We start from the raw sequence: 21,899 nt of genomic DNA, 5'->3' as shown, positions 1-21,899 counted from the left end.
TGTCATCACCGAGCTCAGCTGTTTTTCTTTCAATTGCTTCTGTCAGACTTGCCATGGCTTTATCGTAGTCAAGCTTAGGCTCTTCTGGCTTACTTGGATCTTCTGGCTGTTTTGGATCTTCTGGAGTTGGTTCCTCTTTCGGAGTTGCTTGAAGCTGATTAATTGATGCTAAAGCTGCTTGCAAGGCCTTATCTACTGCATCCTGAGTCTTAGCTTCTTGGATAGCTGTTAAGGCTTGCTCTGTTAATGCAACTAGCTTCTTCTTAGCTTCCTTGTCATCACCGAGCTCAGCTGTTTTTCTTTCAATTGCTTCTGTCAGACTTGCCATAGCCTTGTCATAGTTTGGTTCTTCTGGCTGTTCTGGTGTTGGCGTATCATCTGTGCCATAATTTTCTTCCTTATCAAGGATCATTTGCAAAGTTGCTGCTGTCTTCAGAACTTCTTGTGCATTGGCTTCACTTGCTGAAAGTTGCTCAGATAATTTATCCAAGTTTGACTTGAAGGCTTGACGTGCCTCTGGAGTATTCTTCAAGCTTGTCTGGTCAAACTTAACCAACTCATCCTTCCAGTTCTTCATGGCTTGGATTAACTCTGCTTTGGTATAAAGAGCACTACCTTCACCATGAGTGATGAACTGGTCAACTTGGATACCAATATTTCTCGTAGTATCATTACGTTTTGGATCCAATTGCAAGGTTACAGCATGCCAACCTTCTTCGAGTCCAGTCAAACGAACAAGAGTCTGACCACCTTGACGTGTAGCAGCTGTACCACTGAAGTACTTCTTACCGTTGTACTCAGAAGCATTACCTAGGCCATCTTGATACTCGACTTTTCTACCGTCTAACGTTACCTTGTAGATACCATGTCCTGGATCCACATATCCTTTGATCTCAAGACCTGTTCCGTAGAAGTAGGCTGTTACGCTGGCATTTTTCTTCTGCTCTTCTGTCAAACGTCCAAATGACGCCCATGATTCTGTATTTTGGTATTTATCAGCTGAGTTCGTTTCATGGTTCCAACCTGGACTATAGTCAAGCTGAGTTGCCTGATCATCATAGCTTGTCTGGTCTTTTAGGAGCAATTCTGCCTTCATCACTCGAATAGTAGCTTCTGAAGCAAAACCAAGAAGTGCATTGTCAGAAACGCTAGTCATTTTCACTTTGAAGTCAAAGATTGAATCAGCTTGCTCTGTAAAGTCGATAGTTGGAATCGTGATTGTTTTCTCAGTTTCACCGTCTTGGAAAGTCAGGTCAGCAGTTGTATCCTTATAAACTTTACCGTGAACCCCTGTTCCTGGTTCAGTCACGACATGGACTGTTGCTGTTCCTTTGCTACCACCAACACGTTTAATGGTTACAGTAACCGGTTGACCTTTTTGAACTTCATAGGTCGTTTCTTTTATCTCAAACATACCTTTACCAGCATTGTTGAGCGTGTAGATACCTTCCGTTGCAATAGGCTCGCCAGTCTTATTGACAAGCTTGATAGTATGTTCACCTGGAGCCAAGTCAGCTGTTTCATAGACCATCTGACTACGCTTGCGAGCTGCATTTTTGGTTTGGACATCTGCAACCTTTTGACCATCTACGTAAACGGACATTTCACCGTGGTTTGGATCAACTGTAGACACTACATATGCTTTTGTTCCAGTGAAACGGTAGGTTACGCTAGCATCTTTTTGGTTAGTCCACATAGATGTTCCGCGGACGCCTTCAGATTCATCATACCAAGTTGTATTCTCTTTATCAGCAGTTGTATTTGAATGGTAGTCCAATCCGAGAGGGTAACCATCTGTCTTCTCGATACTGCTTGGTGTCTTATAAACAGAGAAGTTTGTCAAAATTGGAGTCGCTTGTGCACCAGTAATGGTTACACGAATCTTTTGTGCCTCTACTGGTTGACCTTGGATAAGACGACGATAACCAACAGTTGACCCTTCACCGTATGGTACCCAACGACCATTGAGTTCAACTTCAACCTTAAAGCCAGAGATACGTTGACCCTTAGCGATGTCTTCTTTGAGTTCGACTACGTCAAAACGTCTCTTTTGTCCAAGATCGACAGTGAATTCACCTGTCTTAGCATCATTTGCTAGTGCCCAGCTCGTATCATCCTTACCATCTGTCAAATGACTTGCTTGATACAAGTGATTCTTACGAGTAGAGCTTGCAGTTACAGTTGCACCCTTAGCGAAGTCAGTTGCATACATTTGATCCAAGGTTGCTCGGAATTCTTTCAAGCGAGCGACATCTGCATCTGCGAATTTACCTTCTTTATTAGGTGGAATATTGAGGAGAAGTGGCGTTCCACGACCAACAGACTTGAAGTAGATATCCATCAAATCTTTGATTGATTTTGGCTGTTGATTGTCATGGTAGAACCAACCTGAGCGGATAGAAACGTCTGCTTCACCAACTGAGTACATATCTCCTTCTGGATCTCCATGGTTGAGATACTCATTCTTCACATCATCAGTGATTTTAGCTTTCTTGACCTTATGCCAAACTGGATCTCCTGCGATACCACGTTCATTACCTATCCAACGGACACTTGTCGGTTGAGCAGAGAAGATAGCGATATCTCCTTCGGCTTTCTTGATGTACTTGAACCACTCATCAAAGGTATAAGTTACTTTTTGAGCTCCGCTACCACGCGCACCGTCCATCCAAACTTCGATAAACTTACCTTTGTTTCCGTATTTAGGATTGCCAAGGATTTCCTTGAGTTGGTTGAGGTAGTATTCGTTGTACTCTTTCTCAGTTGCAACATGATATTTAGGATGGTTGGCATCCCATGGTGATAGGTAAACACCCATATTCATGTCATACTTAGTCGCTGATTTAGAGATTTCTTCGAGAAGGTCTCCCTTACCATCTTTCCATGGACTTGCAGCCACCGTATGGTCTGTATATTTAGATGGATAAATCACAAATCCGTCATGGTGTTTTACAACCATGATTGTTCGTTTGAATCCAGCATCCTTCAAAGTCTTAATCCACTGATCTGTATCAAGATTTGTTGGATTGAAGTACTGAGGATTTTCTCTACCATTTCCCCACTCAGAGTCGGTGTAGGTATTCATACCATAGTGGATAAAGGCAGCCAATTCTTCCTTGTGGTAGTCCAATTGAGCCTTGCTTGGAAGTGGACCGTAAGCAGCAATCTCTGTTTCTTCATCTTTTGGATCAACTACTGGAGTTACAGGAGTTGCTGGTTTTGGATCTTCAATCTTTTCGTATTCAAAAATAACTTCATTCACCCCTTTATGCTTGATAGTTGCTTCTTGACTTGCATTTACTGCACGATAACCTGCAATTTCTTTGGCTTGGAATCTATGAACAAAGGAAACATCGTATTCCTTACCTTCGTTATTATCCACAGTTGCAGTTGACAATTCTTGGTCGGTACCTTTCAAACGATAATGAATGTCAAAGGAACCTTTATTAACTTTATAGACTACTTTAATGACACGAGTTCCTGCAGGAGCCTTGCTCACAACGCTATAATCATCTTCCCAAGCATCTTTTAGCTGTTTATTGACAGCTTTGCCATCAATCGATACAATCTCATATTTGTCTTTATTCTTCTTGAAGAAATCTGTTTTTTCAATTTCCGATTTATAGTTATAGTCGAACTGAGTTCCAACTTCCGTCTTTTCAACAAAAGTATCGTTTTCTTTGACTGGGTTATCATTTTGGTCCACATGCTCGATAACAACTCGTCCATAGTCAACGCCTTCAAGGAGAGTTGCTACACCACTTTCATCGAATGAATATTTGTTTTCACCGATAACTGCTGTCTTATTTCTTAACATTTCTCCCTCTGGAGTGAAATAATAACGGCTACCGTTATCGCCTTGATACCAGCCTTTAACACCGTATTTATCAATGATGCCTTTAGCCCATGCTAGTTGTTCTGGTGAGAGGACAAGACCTCCACCGAAGCGGTCTTTTTCAGCAATGTTCGCATTATCAACAGTACCACGTTGGTGGATCCCAATGACCTTACCATCACCGTTAATAATTCCACCACCAGAAAGACCAGAAACAGAAGTCAAACGATAGGTAACACCTACTGTTCCCTTATCATCATACTTTTCAGTATCTCTAACGACACCGTCTGCCTTATACAATTGACCTGGCACAATCGGTTCCTTCAACTCTGGAGAAGTTGAATCTGTAGGATAACCAATCGTACTAACAGGTTCTCCAGCTTTGTATTCCCGATGCTCTGCTAAAGGAGTAAAGGTTGCTGCCTTATTTGGACTTGCAATCTGTACTGGAACTGGAGCCACAACCAAAGCTAGGTCATTCTTGTATCCTTCACCAAACTTTTCTTTATTCCAGAAATGAATATCCTTTTCTTGGAACAAAACAGTTTTTCCTGAAGTTGGCAATGATCTTTCTTTTGGAGTATTAGAACCAACATTGTAGTAGAACTTAGCAGTATCACCACCTAAGATATTACCAGCATTGGTTTCGGCATCCTTCTTCAAGAAATTGTGAGCGGCTGTCAGCATGATATTTGGAGCCACAAAGATACCTGAACCTGAATTGAGGTAACGCTGAGTTCCACCGTCTGCTAGAGGTGAACTGTAGATCGTGTAAATCATGGTAGCCGATGTAGCTGGTTGCCCCTCATAATTGATATGCTTAAGGTCTTGTCCGCCATTGATAATGGCTCTATTTTCTTTTTCGCTTTCAGACGGAGCCACTTCTGTAGGTTTCAAAATGCTCTTAGTCCCTACTTGTGGACTTTCTTTCTCTGAAACAATGGCTGAAGTATCCATTTTTTTCACTGGCGTATCAGGATAAGCACGGTCAGGAATTTCTACTGGAAGTAAATCTCCAGCCTCTTCAGTAGTTTTAGTTTCTTCTGTTACTTTTTCTGTAGCAGGAGCTGCTTGTTCAGCAACTTCTTCTTTTACAGGATTCACTACTTCTTTAGTTTCCTTAACTTCTTTAGTTTCCTTAACTGCTTCAGATTTTTCTTTATCGACATCGATTACTTCTTTGGCTTGACCTTCTACTTCCAGTTTTGGCTCTGTCACAACTTCGTTAGCAGCAACATTTCCAGATGCAAAAAAAGCCAGTCCAACTGCCACAGAGGCTACACCAACCGTTAGTTTACGAATACTAAATATACGACTTCTTTCAAAAAAATACTGTTTCATCAAATTCTCCTAATGAACAAAAGCAGTCAGCTACTGCAAGAGCCCAGTTTCTGCTGGCGACAATTCTATTTCTCAGTGCTACTTTAAAACTCTTCTTCCTCCCACTCTTATCTTCTGTTTAAATTCATTTTTTAGAAATCGCTTACATTTTTTCTGAATAAAAAAATGACTTGATTTTACAACCGCTTTTTAGAGATTTCTCAGTATAATAAATATACTATATTATCCCAAGAAATGCAAGGGCTTCCAAAGTTTTATTAAAGTTTTACCTAGCTTTTTTCCTGCCAAAAAAAACCTAAATTGGCAAAGCCAATTTAGGACTGTTTGGTTTTGAAATGATAATAAGCACCGAGCATGCCAGCAGTATTCTGATGGTGGGCAAATTCAAGTCGAGTCTTGTCTGCCAAGCTTGGAACAAGCGAATCTTTCAAAGCCTTACGGATTTTTGGTTTCAAAATTGCTTCTTGCCCCATGATACCACCACCAAGGATGACAACTTCTGGATTGGCAACATAACAAATATTTGCGAGACCCTTGCCAAGGTAATCCACCATACGGTCAATCCCCTCCATACAGAGTTTATTGCCTTCGGTAGCTTCTTTGAAAATTCTACGACCGTTCCACTGTTCCACTTCATCTCCATGTGCGTCTGCTACATACTTAACAAGAGCTGTCGTAGACGCTAAATCCTGGAAGGTTCCATCCTGCATGTGCAGATAACCAACTTCACAGGCAGAATTACTAAAGCCATGAAAAACTTGGCCATCAATGATTAAGCAACCACCGATACCAGTCCCAATCGTCAAACAAAGGGTAATACTTGCACCCTTTCCTGAACCAGAGACAGCTTCAGCAAGCCCTGCACAGTTAACATCATTTTCAATTTCACAAGGAATATTAAAGCTAGCTTCAATTTCCTTTTTAAATTGAGTTCCTGCATAGTTTGGTATCTGTGGACCAGCGTAGAAAATCTCACCCTTATCAGGATCAACCATTCCCGCTGAGGAAATGGCTACACCTGACACTGGTCCTTTTTCTAGATAGCTAGCTACGATATCTTTTGTTTTCTGTAAGATGTGTGGACCACCCTTGTGCGCCTCAGTCGCTACTTCGTTAGACTCTACAAGTTGTCCATCTTGGTCAATTAAACCGTATTTGATATTAGTTCCACCAATATCAATTGCAACGTAATTAGTCATAAAGCCTCCTGTTGATTAGAGGAAACGCTCCTTAGTTTCACGAATCAATGCCGCAGCTGCTTCTACAACTGGACGATCTTCTTCGGTCACTGGTGTAAGTGGAGAACGAACTGATCCGATATTAAGCCCTTCATTGATTTTCAAGACTTCTTTAATCACACAGTACATATTACCATGAGCTGCAGTCAATTTACCGATGATTGCGTTGATAGCGTATTGCAATTCACGCGCTGTTTCTAGGTCTTTATCCGCAATCAATTGGTTGAGTTTCAAGAAGAGTTCTGGCATAGCACCATAAGTGCCACCGATACCAGCTTTTGCTCCCATGAGACGACCACCTAGGAATTGTTCATCTGGACCATTAAAGACGATATGATCTTCGCCACCAAGGCTAACGAATGTTTGAATATCTTGAACTGGCATTGAAGAGTTTTTAACACCGATAACACGTGGGTTTTTCAACATTTCTGTGTAAAGACTTGGAGTCAAAGCAACACCAGCCAATTGAGGAATGTTGTAGATGACATAGTCTGTATTTGGTGCAGCAGCACTGATGTCGTTCCAGTATTTTGCAACTGAGTATTCAGGTAAACGGAAGTAAATTGGGGGGATTGTTGCAATAGCATCTACTCCCAAGCTTTCTGCATGACGAGCAAGTTCGATACTGTCTTTGGTATTGTTGCAAGCCACGTGAGCAATGATAGTCAACTTGCCTTTAGCAACTGCCATCACTTCTTCCAAGATCAATTTGCGGTCTTCTACGCTTTGGTAGATACACTCACCTGAAGAACCATTGACATAAAGCCCTTGAACACCTTTATCAATAAAGTATTGTACCAAGGCACGAGTACGTTCTGGGCTTACTTCACCCGCATCATCATAACATGCGTAGAAGGCAGGAATGACACCTTCATATTTTTTTAAATCTGACATAGATTTCTCCTAAGATTTCTTTTTTCTGCTTTGAGCAGATGATTTTTTACTATTTTAGTATACACCTTGTAAAAAGCGCTTTCAATACATCTCAGCCACTTAGATTTTAATTTCTATTCATCTCCCATAGCTTTTCTTGTTTGAAAGTAGTTTCATATCGTTTTCAATCTGCTTGATATTTGGCAAACAACTTTTCCATTAATCCAGCTTGGCAAAAGGCAAGAAGACCAAAGCCAAAGAGTAGAAATGCTGAACCACCAAGCACTAGAGTAAAGCCTGATAGATAGAGAAGCATAACGATTAACAAAATAATCGCAAGCATCAAGAAGAACCAAACGAAGTTAAAACTTACCAAAAGTAAGCCCTTTTGGAGCACTTCTTTCCAAGTTAATTCATAGCGTGCAGCAATTGGATAGCTAGCCAACATAACTAGTGTTAAAAATATCAGAATTCCCAAACAAATAGCTTTAATGAGTTGAAAGGCAACACCAGTTTGACTCCAAAATAGTGATAAGTCAACCACACTGATCAAAAAGATTCCTAATTCCAGCAAACCTAACTGAAAACCTAATTTCAAATTTTGCTTAAAGGCTCTAATATAAATTTTGAAAACAGGAATACGACGGCTGCGCTTCACTTCAAAGATTGTCTGATAAAGACTGATTTTAGCTACTCCAATAGTCACAATAGGCAAACAAGACACAACAAAGAGTAGGTTAACCGTCACAATATCTAAAACCTTCTCGCAAAAACGCATCAGAAAGTTATCCGTATCAAATGCCGCTTTTATCAATCCAGATCCTTTATGTGCCATTGTTTGCTCCTCCTAACTGACTAATCGATTAAAATTTTAAATAAATATTTGCGAACTTTATCTTCCATACCTGCATAACCGTTAGGCTGATGAGGTTCTCCTGGGAAGAAAACTGCAAAATTGTGATATCCCAACAAAAGTGGGTATTGTTCGTGACAATGAACAAAGCCAATATCGCTGGCTTCATCAAAGGCTACAGCCTCGTCTTTTACACGAGAACCGTAGCTAGAATATTCATGTCCTTCAACTAACAAATGCAAGTCTGCATAGTTTTTATGGTGCTCAAAGCGATCATTTTCTTCTTTGTTGAGAACATTTTCCTGTACAACTAAGAAGACCTTATCTCCATCAATATCGTATTTACCTAATTCAAAAGTATCTTTACGATGCTCATAGAGATAGTCAATAGCCTTGTCCAGATTTGGGTGAATTCCCTTGTAAAAGCTAATGTTTTTTAAATCATCAAAAATCATAGTAATTTCCTTTACCTGATTGTTACCTTCAGACATAAGATGTCTAGCCAGTAAGTTTATAAGTGTCTAACAAAACTTCATGAAGCAAGCAACTCCTCTCCATTTTGTAGACACTTATATATCCTGTATTCTCTTAGTCTATCAACTATACTTCTGCATTTTGATAAACAAATTGTACTATATTCAATTTTCGCAGAGTATTATCCTTTGACAGCTCCCATAGTAATCCCTTGAGTGAAAGATTTTTGGAAGACAAGGAAGACTGTTACGATTGGCACAGCTGCAAGGGCAGCCCCTGCCATGATCAAACCGTAGTTAGTTGCCATCTCGGCCTGCATAGTCGCAACCCCGAGTGAGATGGTCAAGTTTTGACGTGAAGTTAACATTACCAATTGCATGAAGTAGTCATTCCAAGTATTGATGAAGGTAAAGATTGCAAGAGCTGCAAATCCTGGTTTCACAATAGGGAAGGCTACGCTCCAGAAAGTACGAATCTCGCCGCATCCATCGATTTTAGCAGATTCGAGCAATTCTGTCGGAATGTTTTCACTGAACTGTTTCATAAGGAAGACCCCAAATGGCCATCCAATCAACGGCAAGATAACTGCCCAAAGAGTGTCATGGATTCCCATGAAGTTGACAATACGTACCAATGGTACAAGGACAACTTGTTTTGGAAGAGCCATGGCAGCGATAAAGATAGCAAACAGGATACGTTGACCGTAGAAACGTTTCTTAGCCAATACATAACCTGCTAGGGATGAAGTTGCACAAACCAAGAACATAGTTACCAATGAAATGAAGACTGAGTTCCACATCCATTGCAAGGCTGGGTTTTGCACCATCAATTGTTGAAAGTTCTCCATTGTTGGAGCTTTAGGGAACCATTGTGGTGGAATCATAATGGTATCTGGTTGTGATTTGAATGCACCTGTCAAAATCCAGTAGAATGGAAAGATAAAGAGTACAGTCAATAAAAGCAAGAAGATGGTTGAAATAACAGTGAAGGCTGTTAAAGGTTTCTTTTGTGTAGATTGCATAGCTGTCTCCTTTCTATTAATATTCTACGTCGTTTCCAAGTACTTTAAATTGAACAAAGCTGACGATGGCAATCATAACTGCTAAGAATACACCAATAGTATTGGCATAGCCATACTCAGTCAATTGGAAGGCTTTTTCGTATAAGTAGTACATAAGTGTACTTGTTGAGTAGTTTGGACCACCTGAAGTCAAAAGCTGAATCAAAGCGAAACACTGGAATGAGTTGATGGTTGTAATGATTGCGATATAAAGAGTTGTTGGAAGAAGGCTTGGCCATTTAATCTTCCAGAAAACTTGTAACTCAGTTGCTCCGTCGACACGCGCCGCTTCTACAAGTGAGTTATCAATATTACCCATTGCAGCGATGTAGAGGATGATTGGTTGACCAACTGATGTTGTCAAAAGAATAATCATAATCGCCATCAAAGCCCAGTTTTTATCACCCAACCAAGAAATGTTTTGGCTAATGATATGGCTTGACTTAAGCACGAAATTCAAAATACCTGATAGAGGATCATAAATCCATTTCCATACAACCGTTACGGCAACACTACCTGTTACAACAGGAAGGAAGAATACGAAACGATAGAAGGACCTAGCAACTGCATTTTGTTGGTAAGTTTGTGATGCCACAAATAGTGAGAAGAGTACAACGACTGGTACAGATCCGATAACTAAGATTACGGTATTAATCAAAGATTTTGTAAAGACAGGGTCTTTAAACATGCGGATGTAGTTGTCAAGTCCCACAAACTCAAAGCTAGTCATCGAGTAGTTAAAGAAACTAGTGATGAATCCCATGATCATTGGAGCTAGGACGAAGACGGTAAAGAAGATTAATACTGGTGCTAAGAAAGCATAAGAAACAATTGTTTCTCTCATGCGAATTTTATTGACTTTCACAGTTGGCACCTCACTTTCAAATAGTTTTTGTTTTTTTGATTGTCGTCTGACATTGATGTAAAATCAAAATGAAATTTTTTCCAAGAAAAGCCTATGTAAGAACTTCATTTTAATTTTGACCTGTCAGTTCCTTACATTTTTTAAACAAAACTCCCCCTTTTCGTACACAGATGTGCACAGGGAAAAGGGGGGATTTTACTTTTTATTTAGGGCTTATTGTTTAGCTGCTTTTTTGATTGTTTCATTCGCTTTTTCAGTGAATGTCTTCAAAGCTGCAGCAGGTTGTTCGTCACCGTTAGACACTGATTGCAACATTGGGAACCATAGAGTTCTCATTTCAGCAAATCCGTCGATTGTGTTGTAGTATGGAGAGTAGTATTTAGTCCAACCACTGATAGTTTCCATACGTTTATCATCATAAAGTTTTCCAAATGAAGTACGAACTGGGAAGGCACCTGTACGAACTACGTCTTTAGGACCCCACTCTTTATCATCAGCGATGAATTGGATGAATTTCTTAGCTGCAGCAACTTTCTTTTCATCTTTGTTGTTAAATACTGCAAATCCGTTTACAAGGTATTCAAGAGCTGGTTTGCCTGAATCAGATGGGAATGGAACTTCTACCACTTCAACTTTACTTGCTTCCAACAATTTAGCTTGGATACCGTTTTGAGCTGGTGCCCAAAGGATTGTGTATGATGTTTGACCGTTTGCAAAGTTTTGGATGTCTGCTCCACCGTCAAATTGTGAACCATTGTTCAACAAACCATCTTTAATCCAGCTAGTTGCTTTTTCAAGACCTTTGACGAACTTAGGATCGTCAGTTGTGTATTTAGTAACTTCTTTGTCTGTTACAGAACCGCCGTATAGGTTAGCGATGAAGGCACGTGTTCCTTGGTCTCCCCCTTGACCAGAACTGAACAATGAACCTGGAGTGTATCCTTTGTCTTTAAGTGCTTTCAAGACTTTTTCAAAATCATCAGTTGTCCAACCTTCTTTAACAAGGTTAGCTACACCAGCATCTTCCAACATTTTCTTGTTCATAGCCATGTAGAATGGTGCAGAACTGATTGGATACATGTATGCTTTATCACCAGCTTTACTTGCTTGAATGATGTTTTCATTGTTAACATCTTTAACAAATTCATCTGTAAAGAGGTCATTCAACTCAGCTAATTTACCATTTTTACCGTAATTAATGATACGACCTGGTGCATCGAAAAGTACATCTGGAGCAGTTCCAGCTTCAATAGCTGTCGTGATTTTTTCCGGACCAGATTTGAAGTCAATTGTTTCTAGTTTAACTTTGATATCTGGGTTTGCTTTTTCGAAAGCTTCGATGATAGATTTTTCATAAGTTCCTACACCATCACCAGATTTTTCTTGAGTGAAGACTGGGAAAGCCCACCAAGTGATTTCAGTTTTTCCTGCATCACTTGCAGCGTCTTTTTTAGCGTCTGATTTGCCACAAGCAGCAAGAGATAGAACAGCAGCACCCGCAAGTACTGTACAAGCTAGTTTTCTAAATTTCATTAGTATTCTCCTAAATGATGATATGCGTATCCGAAACGGATAATGAGTATTGACAACTTTGTATACGTTTACATTTTGTTTTACGAATCAACCACTCTCCTCGTGTTTTAATTATCTTATTTGAGACCTGCAACAAATCGTTCCGTGATCTCTTTTGGTCTAGTAATAGCGCCACCAACTACGATGCCTCGCACTCCGTAACCTAGGATTTGCTTAGCCTGTTCTGGTGTATGAATTTTTCCTTCTGCGATGACGTCTACACCTGCATCGCATAGTTTCTTGATGAGTTCAAAATCTGGACCATCCACTTTTGGACTATAAGATGTGTAGCCTGACAAGGTTGTTCCAACAAAGTCAATTCCCGCCTCAACTGCTGTCAATCCTTCTTCAAAGGTACTTGTGTCAGCCATCAAGAGTTGGTTTGGATATTTTTCTTTGATTTGACGGATAAATTCTTGAATCTCTAGGCCATCATGGCGTTCTCTCTTTGTACAATCTAGAGCGATTACCTCAATATCTAGAGCTGCTAGTTCATCAACTTCTTTCATAGTAGCTGTGATGAATGGTTCCTGTGGTGGATAATCACGTTTGATAATTCCGATAATCGGAAGATTTGTGACCTCTTTGATTTCCTTAATATCCCGAACACTATTTGCTCGGATACCGACTGCTCCACCTTGCTCAGCCGCTTTGACTAGCAAGGGCATTACACCTCCCGCTTCTGTATAAAGCGGTTCGTGAGGAAGTGCCTGACAAGAAACGATGATTCCATCTTTAATCTGCTCAATCAAAGCTTCTTTACTGATCTGTGGCATCCACTTTCCTCCTTTTCTTTTTTCTTATGAGCCTATTATATATCATTTTTAAAGCGCTTTCAATAACTTGTACTAGAATAGATTGAAGTTTCAAAACAATTTTATGAAACAGAATCTCCTGAAAGTAGTTTCAGGGAGAAATACCCGAGTTTGAATCGCCTTCCATCCGCTTATTTCCACTAAAATCTTCGCTTTCTGCAAATAAAGAGTCTGTAACGAATAAACGTTACAGACCCTTCTAATATAAGTCTAAACCTTTTTTATAGAGACTTTTTAGATTCAATGTTGCCATTAATCTTCTTTTTTCTTAGCCATTCCAAACAAGCCGAGAAGCATTCCAACCATTCCCACAGATACTAGAGGAGTTGAAACCTCACTTCCTGTTGCAGGGAGAGTTGGTTGTTGTGGTTGAGCTGCTGGAGCTTGATATGTCTTGTCTTGTTGTGCTACTAAAGTGACAAGCGGTTTTTCTTCAACCTTATATTCCGGAAGTTCGTTTTTGGCTGCTTCGACTGCATTTACTCCGCCTGTGAATTCTGGAAGTTCATGCTTAAGGGCTTGAACGGCATTTGCTCCACCTGTGAATTCTGGAAGCTCATTCTTGAGCGCTTCAACCGCGTTTACTCCGCCTGTGAATTCTGGAAGCTCATTCTTGAGCGCTTCAACTGCGTTTACTCCGCCTGTGAATTCTGGAAGCTCATGAACTGCAGCTTCGACTGCATTGACACCACCTTCGAATTCTGGGACTTCTACTGTTGGTGCAGCCTCATCACCTACTGTTGCGCTAGGAACAGAGTGTTCAGGAAGTTCAGATTCAGATGCTGCTTCACCATTTACGTCACCTTTAAACTCAGGGACTTCTACTGTTGGTGCTGCTTCATCACCTACTGTTCCAATAGCTTCAGTGTACTCAGGAAGTTCTGTTACAGCTGCTTCGTCACCATTGACACCACCTGTAAATTCTGGGACCTCTACTGTTGGTGCTGCTTCGTCACCTGCTGTTCCAATAGGTTCAGTGTACTCAGGAAGTTCTGCTACAGCTGCTTCGTCACCATTGACACCACCTTCGAATTCTGGGACTTCATGGATTGCCGGTTCGTCACCATTAAAACCATTCGTAAGTTTAGTACCTACCACAGATACTGGCAAGTTATGCATACTTTCAATTGCACCCGCTTCAATAGCTGTAACTTTTTGACCGATATCTTCAGGAGCTATTGTAAATAGGAGAGTCTTAGTATCATACTGAGTCATGAAGGTTGCAGTCTTACCATTAGCTAGTTTGAGAGTTGGAGCTTGATTTACCAAGACTTCTGAATCAAATTCCATAGCAATAATGCCTGGCCATTTTTCCATAGCCGATGTAACTTTCACTTCTTTAGAAGCAAGTCTCTCTTTAGTTAGATAATCCCAGTTGAATTTCTTGAAGGATAGAGTATAAGGATTGCCACGAGCTTCATGGTGTTCATACAAGAGACCAAATTCTTTTGGTCCAATTTGTTGAAGTGAGTTATAAGCATACTCCCCTTCTTGAATCAAATGATGGTGCAACCAGGTCAACTCACCATCTTCTTCTACTCGAGCCACTCGAATGTAGCCATTCTTACGACCTGGTCCATTAGCATTTGCTAGAAGGATATACTCTTTACCATCTTGAACCGTATGAGTCGCCGCCATTTGAACATAAACATCGGGTACATCATAGCGTGCTACATAGTTGTCCCATGTAATACCACCATCATTACTTGTCGCAACTTGCAAATCACCAGTCAAACCACGCATAAAGAGTTTTAACTGACCATTGTTCAACTGAACAACAGAAGCTTCTGTATTTTGAGCGTAGTAATTTTTCATGTTGCTTGAATCAATTACTGTGCCATCATGAAGTGTACGATTGTCATTGACACCGCCACCCATATGCCAAGTCTTACCATGGTCATCTGAATAGATGATACGAGATGATTGAGAACCGTCGAGGTGGTTGGTTCTGTTTGTCGTATAGACAGGGACAACAATCCGACCTTTATGAGGTCCATTCTGGAGGGTAATTCCCACTCCAGGTCCCACACCTAAGAATTTCATCCAATCAGCTTTGACCATTGGAGTAATATCTTGTGGCGCAGACCAAGTCTTACCATCATCATCACTGTAAGACATCCATAGGTAGCTGTCCTTAGCAATTCTAAATGGAGAAGTTTTATTACTTGTAAAGTAGATATTTCCTAGCAACTGCTCACCTTGATAAAGATCGCCTTTATCACTATAAGCAGGTTTGACAGGATTTACAACAACACGGTAATCCGTTGCCTGACCATCTGGTGTGTAGACAACACCATTTTCACGAATAGTATAGGCTCCATTTTCTCCTTCACGGTATAGAATTTGATATGTTTTCCCATCAATTTCCTTATAGGCAACTTCTCTTTCAGAAGACATTCCGAAGATTCCTTTACCTTCTGGGAACATATCGTAAACTGAGAAGATTCGTTTAGTTTCCGTATCTTGGACCAGAACCATATCGATGTTTACTGGTGAACCAATGTTTGGATCCTTGGCTTTTGGATTGTCACGTAGATTCGTAAGAGTGATGCGATCACCCCATGTTTGGCCCTTGTCTTCACTTCGTTTAACGACCATACCGATATCACCCCAGTCATAGTGGTGTAAGCGGCGTTCGTCAGCACCAGCAATCAAAGTTCCCTTGTCAGTCTTAAGGAGGGCTGGAATACGATAGCTATTAATACCATCTGGATTTGACTGCCCATTTTTACCCGCTGTAAAGACATCTGTTTTTTTAGAAATTTCAGCCCCTTCTGGAAGTTCTTGCCCCAAGTCTCCTCTTTCAAATAATTGACTTCGTGTTCGAACTTCATCTTGTGTTAAAGCACGGTCGTAGACTGTTAGATTACGAACTTGTAGATTTGAGCCCCAAACTGTCTTGCTTCCTCGTTTGGTTGCTCCGATTTGAACGTGGTTAACATCTGGCATATCTTTGATGAATTTCCCAGATTTTAGACTTGTTCTAGACAAGACACCATTTACATATAGACGAACTCTTCCAGTAGGGACTTCAGTTGTTGGTTTTTCCACAGTAAAGGTAACTGAATTCCACTGACCTGGGCGAACCTTTAATGGCGCATCGGTGTATTTATCATAGAATTGCGCACCATTTGCATCTCGACCTTCGATAAGGGCTGTATTATCAAAGACTGACATGGTGAAGTACTCATTTTCCTTGGTATCACTTGATACAGAGAAAAGATTGTAAAAACGTGGTGCCGATGCATCTGGTTTGAACTCCATATGCACTGTTGCATCTTGAAGTTTCTTTAGTTTCTCTAAGTCACTTGTAAGATCATCTCGCTGATTATTTTCTGCATTGGTTGTAACGTCATTTTTTTCTACGACAGTGTTGACATTTTCCAATTCTCTTGAGTAATAATCACGAGCGATAGCTTCTTGTTTCTCAGTTTCTTCTGTCTTATCAGTTTCAGCTGCTGGAGTTTCAGTTTCTGTTGGTTTTTCAGTTTCTGCTGGTTTTTCAGAACCTGGATTTGCTTGTAGCTCCTCACGGTTAACTTCTGTTCCTTTGTCCGTCGCTGCTGCCAACTTATCAGCAAGTTCCTTATCAATGTTAGCCAGATTTCCTGATTCTACTTCTTTTGGCAATTCTGGCAAAGCTTGTCCAGCTGTTTCACCACTGGTTGCTGGAGCTTCTTGAGCTAAAACTGGCGACGCACCAAAAACAACTGCCCCAATGACTACTGATGCAGCTCCTACTGTAAACTTTCTAATTCCAAAACGTTGTTTCCGTTCAAAATCTCTCTGTGTCATATTTTTCCTTTCTTTTTACAAAAGTAAAGCGCTTTCTTTTTTGCTTAAAAATTTTAGCCCCTAGGACTTTGAGCAAGAAAGAAACTGTATTGTTGATGGGTTTTTCCCATTCTTTTCATCTGAAATGTGGCTGCCTTTATTTACTTTCTTCCAGTAAGCAACCATTTTACTCCTTTCGACTTGATGTTACACCTATTATATAATAAATATTCTAAATAATAGCCTTAATAAACTATAATAGAATTTACTTTCAGATATATTTTTATGTTTCAAGTTTTTTGAAACTACTTTCTTTACTCCTCAACAAAGAAAGCCCTGTTTTAGCAGGGCTCTTTTTACATATCTCTAACGACCTACATAGGTAAAGGGAATCTCACTACCACACAACCAGTTGTAAACCTGGTCATTGACATGGACATTCATAGCCTCGTGAGCATATTCTGGCATGAGACGATAGCTCTTTTCACAAGTCAAACGATTGTAAATAGCAAACTGGGTGATTGGATAGCAGACATCGTCATCAAGCCCTGTAATCATTCTCACCTCACCTTTTATTCGATGGGCAAGGTTTTTTACATCGATATAACCAAGCGTCTCCATGATCTGCTCTTCTGTTTCGTGGAAAGGATCATGGAACTTAAAGTAACGAAAAAGTTCATCATAAGCTTCGCTGGTATTGCCAATTTCTAGCACTCGTCTAAAGTCTGACAAGAATGGATAGATTGCAACTGTTCGCTTGATACGTGAATTGAGACCAGCAGCCACTAAAGCCAAAGCTCCTCCTTGAGAAGCACCATAACTAGCCAACTGCTCCTCATTTACTTGAGGGAGACTAGCTACAATCTCAATCAATTGATAAATATCAAGATAGACATCTTTATAGAAGAGTTGCTCTTTTCCTTCTACTGCGCCACGGATGATTTGACCCTTAACTGTATTTCCGAGAGGCGAACGCAAGCCATCTTGTGAGTAACCAGATTGCCCACGAACATCCATAGATACAACCCCATAACCAGCGACGGTAAAGGCTAGCATATCTGTCCAATCCCAACAACGTCCCATATAGCCATGGAAGTGGAAAATAACTGGTACTTTCTTATCTAATTTTGGTAAGACCACACGCGCATAGACAAGGCCATCACGTGTACCTTTAAAGGTTAACTCATAGCACTTAACATTTGGAATATGAAAATCACGTTCCTCTAGTTGGTAGTCTTGCAAGACCGAAACCTTGTCAATCTCACCATCCCAAAAAGCATCAAAATCCTGAGGTACTTCATCTCTTCCTTTATATGTTTTCATTTCTTCTACTAATGCTGGATTTCTCATAGAACTCTCCTTTATTTTGTAACCGTTATCATAACTGTAGCACATATGGGGAAGCAATGCAAGAAAGAATGGGAAACGGAAAGTGGATTTAATGTCCGACCCCAGCAAGAATCCCTCTGAAAGTAGTTTTAAAAAAATAAAAAAGAGCGATTTCGCTCTTTTCTTAGTATTTAGGAGAAAGTTGAGTTTCCTTTTGAAATGTCTTTTGGTAATTTACTTTAATAGTCATGAGAGAGTCCTCGTTTCTTTTTGATGACTCTAGTATAGGCAATCATCCTAAAAGCAAACTTAACATTTTCTTAGAAAAAGCTTAATCCAGATATTCTTTCTTCTCTAGATGTAAGGCAATCATGTGCCACTCTGGGTCCTCTCGCCAATTAGGTAGGGAGCTGATATAGCTGGCTACCTTTCTGGCTTCCTCAAGAATTGGGAAGTCTTCGATGATATCAGCTACATGGAACTCTGGTAAACCTGACTGTTTAGTTCCAAAAATTTCACCAGAACCTCGCATTTTCAAATCTTCTTCTGCAAGGACAAAACCATTGGTCGTTTCCGTCATGATACGCATGCGGTCTTTCCCAGAGTCAGTTTTTGGATTGGCCACTAAAACTGCATAGGACTGCTTGTCTCCACGACCGACACGTCCTCTAAGCTGGTGAAGTTGACTAAGTCCGAAACGGTCAGCATCCATGATAATCATGACTGTCGCATTTGGCACATTTACCCCAACTTCGATAACTGTTGTAGAGACCAGGATATCTGTCTTTCTCTCTTTGAAATCCTGCATAATCTGGTCTTTTTCATCACTCTTCATCTTCCCATGTAAGAGAGCAACTTTTGCTTTTCCTTCAAAATGAGTTGTTAACTCTTCTGACAGAGCAATAGCATTTTTAAGATCCAAAGCTTCAGATTCTTCAATCAAAGGAGAGATAACATAGACTTGGGAGCCTTTCTGAATCTCACCCTCCAACCAAGTCAAGACCTGTGGTAATTGCTCATGCTTGATCCAGCGAGTTACGATGGGTTTACGCCCTGCTGGCATCTGGTCAATAATAGAGACATCCATGTCCCCAAAGGCAGTGATGGCTAAGGTCCGAGGTATGGGAGTTGCCGTCATCATGAGGACATCTGGATTTTCACCTTTTTCCCGTAAAATACGCCTTTGCCCTACACCAAAGCGGTGTTGCTCATCGATGATAATCAAGCCGAGTCGAGCATAGTCCACGCCGTCTTGTATAAGAGCATGGGTTCCGATAATCACATCGGCTTCCCCTTTGGCAATGGTTTCCAAGACCTTGCGTTTTTCTGCAGCTTTCAATGAACCTGTCAGGAGAGCTAATTTCAAATCAGGAAAGAGACTCTCTAGACTTTCAAAATGCTGCTCTGCAAGAATTTCTGTTGGAACCATGAGGGCAGCCTGATACTCTGCCGTTACAGCTGCATACATAGCAAGACCTGCAACCACTGTCTTCCCACTTCCTACATCCCCTTGTAAGAGTCGATTCATGTGGTGGTCCGACTTCATATCTGTTAGAATTTCTTGCAGGCTTTTTTCTTGGGCTTGGGTCAAGGCAAAAGGCAATTTCTCTTTAACTGCAGTTAGTTTTTCCTGAGACCAATTTAGGACCAAGCCACTTCCATGAACCTTTTTTTCAGACTTGAGGGTCTGTAATTGCATTTGGAAATAAAAGAGTTCCTCAAATTTGATTCGACGGAGAGCCTGTTTGTATTCCGCCAAATCTTTAGGGAAGTGCATGGCACGAACAGCCTGACTACGGGGCATGAGTTTGTATTTGTCTAGCAGGGACTGGGGGATGTTTTCTTCTATCAAAAGGTCCAGCCCCTGATCAAAGGCGGTCTTGATGACCTTAACAAGTCCTGCTTGACTGACGCCTTGCGCTAGGCGATAGACAGGCTGGAGGTCATCCTCGACTTGGGCTAAAACCTTCATTCCTGTGAGGCTTGCCTTGGCACGATCCCACTTGCCAAAGACAGCTAAAGTCGCTCCTAGTTCAATCTTGTCAGCTAGGTAGGGTTGGTTGAAGAAATTAACTGCAAAAACAACCTCTCCCTGTTTGAGGCTAAAACGTAGGCGATTACGCTTAAAACCATAATATTGAACACTGGCTGGTGTCACTACCTGACCAGACAAAACAGCCTTTTCACCGTCTTCTAGCTCTAGCACCTGCTTAGTCTTAAAATCTTCATAACGGAAAGGGAAGTAGAGCAAGAGATCTTGCAAGTTTTCAATTCCTAGTTTGGCATATTTCTCTGCTGATTTAGGTCCCACTCCTGGTAAGACATGCAAGGGTTGATGTAAATTCATGCTCTTCTCCTTTCCTTCTATTTCTTAATAATATTCTCTTGGAATTCGATCACTGAGGAGACAAACTACCTCATAATTGATAGTTCCTCGGTAAACTGCTACATCTGTTGCAGTAATTTCTTTATCACCGTCTGAGCCAATTAAAGTTACCTTGGTACCCAATGGGTAAAGCTTAGGTAAGCGAATGGTGATTTGGTCCATGGATACACGCCCTACAATGGGACACAATTGGCCATCCACCAGAACTGAGAAATTCTGCATGTCTCGTGTCCAACCATCTGCATAACCGATTGGCAAAGTGGCAATGACTTGCTCACTGTCTGCCTGATAAGTCGCTCCGTACCCCATACAAGCTCCAACCTCTACTGTTTTGACATGAACGATGGCTGACTCCAAAGTTAAGGCTGGTTTTAGTTCATAAGGCAATTCCAAAACTTGACCACTTGGATTGAGACCATACATGGAATCCCCCATGCGAACAGCATTAAAAATCGTTTCCGCATGCCATAAAGTCGTTGCGGAGTTACTTGCATGAACGAATTTTGGCACTTCTTGCAAGTCATCTAGGATTCCCTTGAAATACTCTAGTTGTTGCTTAAAGTAGGTATCTGACTCTTCATCTGCAGTAGCAAAGTGGGTAAAGATTCCCTCGACAGAAGCACCATGGTTTTTGAGCATAGCTTGGGCTTGTTCGGCCTCACTGGCACTTCTAAAACCAATTCGTCCCATGCCTGAGTCAATCTTAAGGTGAACGGTTAAACCTGATAAGTCTGACTCAGTATTAAGGAGATTCTCAATCCATTCCAATCCTGCCACTGTCAAGGTGATATCAAAATCCTTAGCCAATGAAAGAGATTCAACTTCAGATACTCCCAAAATAAGAATTTTCTTAGCGATACCTGCCTGACGGAGTTCGATGGCTTCATCAATATTTGACACACAAAAGCCATCTACATCATCCTGGATAGCCGTCGCAACAGCTATCGCTCCATGTCCATAAGCATTGGCTTTCACAACCGCCCATTTGAGGGTGTCTTTAGGAATATGTGCTCCCATTTGTTGAATATTGTAGCGGATTGCTTCTAGATTAATGAGGGCCTTGGTTGGTCTATGTGGACTAGTTTTCATGATTTTCCTCCAAAATAACACTAGCTGTCACAAACTGTTCTGTATGGCTAATCGATAACCAAACATTTCCTGAAAATGGGGATTTGCTGAAGTAGGGAGCTCCCTTCTCATTGTTTAAGACTTCCAAATCCTGAAAGCCTAGCTTCCCAATTCCCGTTCCCATAGCCTTTGAGAAAGCCTCTTTAGCTGACCAACGACCAGCCAAATACTCGACCTGTCTGCGACCTTTGAGACTAGCAAAGCGCTCCATTTCCTTGTCTGTCAAGACACGCTGCGCAAAACCTTCTCTTTTTTCAACTGCATTTTGTATAGAAGCTAATTCTTCAATATCGATTCCGTGTCCAACTATCATTTTCATCAAAAGGAGTTGAGATTCCCCCAACTCCATCCTTTTC

14 protein-coding genes are annotated in these 21,899 nt (G+C 40.9%); all 14 read right to left on the bottom strand.

Annotated elements, in window-relative coordinates:
- Nucleotides 1-5,176, bottom strand: a 5,176-nt coding sequence (locus tag M1F91_RS07855) for an alpha-L-fucosidase (RefSeq protein WP_247913232.1), incomplete at its 3' end; no start/stop codon positions are given.
- Nucleotides 5,177-5,490: 314 nt separating this feature from the next.
- Nucleotides 5,491-6,375 carry an ROK family protein gene (locus tag M1F91_RS07850; RefSeq protein WP_247913231.1) on the bottom strand — a complete coding sequence of 295 codons (885 nt, stop codon included), beginning with the start codon at nt 6,373-6,375 and terminating at the stop codon, nt 5,491-5,493.
- Nucleotides 6,376-6,390: 15 nt separating this feature from the next.
- A complete protein-coding gene (locus tag M1F91_RS07845) occupies nt 6,391-7,308 on the bottom strand; it encodes a dihydrodipicolinate synthase family protein (RefSeq protein WP_049484689.1) in 918 nt (305 codons plus the stop codon).
- Between the two features lie 163 nt (nt 7,309-7,471).
- Nucleotides 7,472-8,122, bottom strand: coding sequence for a YesL family protein (locus tag M1F91_RS07840; protein ID WP_247913230.1), 651 nt, complete (start codon nt 8,120-8,122; stop codon nt 7,472-7,474).
- 20 nt (nt 8,123-8,142) lie between these two features.
- A complete protein-coding gene (locus M1F91_RS07835) occupies nt 8,143-8,595 on the bottom strand; it encodes a YhcH/YjgK/YiaL family protein (protein ID WP_049494261.1) in 453 nt (150 codons plus the stop codon).
- Nucleotides 8,596-8,795: 200 nt separating this feature from the next.
- The gene (locus M1F91_RS07830) at nt 8,796-9,635 is read right to left on the bottom strand and encodes a carbohydrate ABC transporter permease (RefSeq protein ID WP_006153157.1); all 840 of its coding nucleotides are present in this window, start codon (nt 9,633-9,635) and stop codon (nt 8,796-8,798) included.
- 16 nt (nt 9,636-9,651) lie between these two features.
- Nucleotides 9,652-10,518, bottom strand: coding sequence for a sugar ABC transporter permease (locus tag M1F91_RS07825; protein ID WP_053092415.1), 867 nt, complete (start codon nt 10,516-10,518; stop codon nt 9,652-9,654).
- A gap of 234 nt (nt 10,519-10,752) precedes the next feature.
- Nucleotides 10,753-12,072: an ABC transporter substrate-binding protein gene (locus tag M1F91_RS07820; RefSeq protein ID WP_247913229.1), complete on the bottom strand. Its 1,320-nt coding sequence runs from the start codon at nt 12,070-12,072 to the stop codon at nt 10,753-10,755.
- A 116-nt stretch (nt 12,073-12,188) separates the two neighbouring features.
- Nucleotides 12,189-12,887 carry an N-acetylmannosamine-6-phosphate 2-epimerase gene (locus M1F91_RS07815; RefSeq protein WP_006152943.1) on the bottom strand — a complete coding sequence of 233 codons (699 nt, stop codon included), beginning with the start codon at nt 12,885-12,887 and terminating at the stop codon, nt 12,189-12,191.
- 291 nt (nt 12,888-13,178) lie between these two features.
- On the bottom strand, nt 13,179-16,721 hold the full coding sequence (locus M1F91_RS07810; protein ID WP_247913228.1) for an SIALI-17 repeat-containing surface protein: 3,543 nt from the start codon (nt 16,719-16,721) through the stop codon (nt 13,179-13,181).
- Between the two features lie 345 nt (nt 16,722-17,066).
- Nucleotides 17,067-18,050: an acetylxylan esterase gene (locus tag M1F91_RS07805; RefSeq protein ID WP_247913227.1), complete on the bottom strand. Its 984-nt coding sequence runs from the start codon at nt 18,048-18,050 to the stop codon at nt 17,067-17,069.
- Nucleotides 18,051-18,360: 310 nt separating this feature from the next.
- Nucleotides 18,361-20,376 carry an ATP-dependent DNA helicase RecG gene (gene recG, locus M1F91_RS07800; RefSeq protein ID WP_247913226.1) on the bottom strand — a complete coding sequence of 672 codons (2,016 nt, stop codon included), beginning with the start codon at nt 20,374-20,376 and terminating at the stop codon, nt 18,361-18,363.
- A gap of 24 nt (nt 20,377-20,400) precedes the next feature.
- Nucleotides 20,401-21,504, bottom strand: coding sequence for an alanine racemase (alr, locus tag M1F91_RS07795; protein ID WP_247913225.1), 1,104 nt, complete (start codon nt 21,502-21,504; stop codon nt 20,401-20,403).
- Nucleotides 21,494-21,856 (bottom strand): holo-ACP synthase, encoded by a 363-nt coding sequence (gene acpS, locus M1F91_RS07790; protein WP_247913247.1) that lies wholly within the window; start codon nt 21,854-21,856, stop codon nt 21,494-21,496. Before acpS ends, alr begins: the two co-directional genes overlap by 11 nt.
- Nucleotides 21,857-21,899 lie beyond the last annotated feature (43 nt).

Origin of the sequence: Streptococcus sp. oral taxon 431, assembly GCF_023110115.1 — a bacterium.
Lineage (GTDB): Bacteria > Bacillota > Bacilli > Lactobacillales > Streptococcaceae > Streptococcus.
This window is presented reverse-complemented; position numbering and strand designations above follow the sequence as displayed.

Excerpts from the sequence above, each read along its gene's own strand:
- M1F91_RS07850 (WP_247913231.1), bottom strand. The coding sequence starts at position 6,375 with ATGACTAATTACGTTGCAATTGATATTGGTGGAACTAATATCAAATAC.
- M1F91_RS07845 (WP_049484689.1), bottom strand. The coding sequence starts at position 7,308 with ATGTCAGATTTAAAAAAATATGAAGGTGTCATTCCTGCCTTCTACGCA.
- M1F91_RS07840 (WP_247913230.1), bottom strand. The coding sequence starts at position 8,122 with ATGGCACATAAAGGATCTGGATTGATAAAAGCGGCATTTGATACGGAT.
- M1F91_RS07835 (WP_049494261.1), bottom strand. The coding sequence starts at position 8,595 with ATGATTTTTGATGATTTAAAAAACATTAGCTTTTACAAGGGAATTCAC.
- M1F91_RS07830 (WP_006153157.1), bottom strand. The coding sequence starts at position 9,635 with ATGCAATCTACACAAAAGAAACCTTTAACAGCCTTCACTGTTATTTCA.
- M1F91_RS07825 (WP_053092415.1), bottom strand. The coding sequence starts at position 10,518 with ATGAGAGAAACAATTGTTTCTTATGCTTTCTTAGCACCAGTATTAATC.
- M1F91_RS07820 (WP_247913229.1), bottom strand. The coding sequence starts at position 12,072 with ATGAAATTTAGAAAACTAGCTTGTACAGTACTTGCGGGTGCTGCTGTT.
- M1F91_RS07815 (WP_006152943.1), bottom strand. The coding sequence starts at position 12,887 with ATGCCACAGATCAGTAAAGAAGCTTTGATTGAGCAGATTAAAGATGGA.
- M1F91_RS07810 (WP_247913228.1), bottom strand. The coding sequence starts at position 16,721 with ATGACACAGAGAGATTTTGAACGGAAACAACGTTTTGGAATTAGAAAG.
- M1F91_RS07805 (WP_247913227.1), bottom strand. The coding sequence starts at position 18,050 with ATGAGAAATCCAGCATTAGTAGAAGAAATGAAAACATATAAAGGAAGA.
- recG (WP_247913226.1), bottom strand. The coding sequence starts at position 20,376 with ATGAATTTACATCAACCCTTGCATGTCTTACCAGGAGTGGGACCTAAA.
- alr (WP_247913225.1), bottom strand. The coding sequence starts at position 21,504 with ATGAAAACTAGTCCACATAGACCAACCAAGGCCCTCATTAATCTAGAA.
- acpS (WP_247913247.1), bottom strand. The coding sequence starts at position 21,856 with ATGATAGTTGGACACGGAATCGATATTGAAGAATTAGCTTCTATACAA.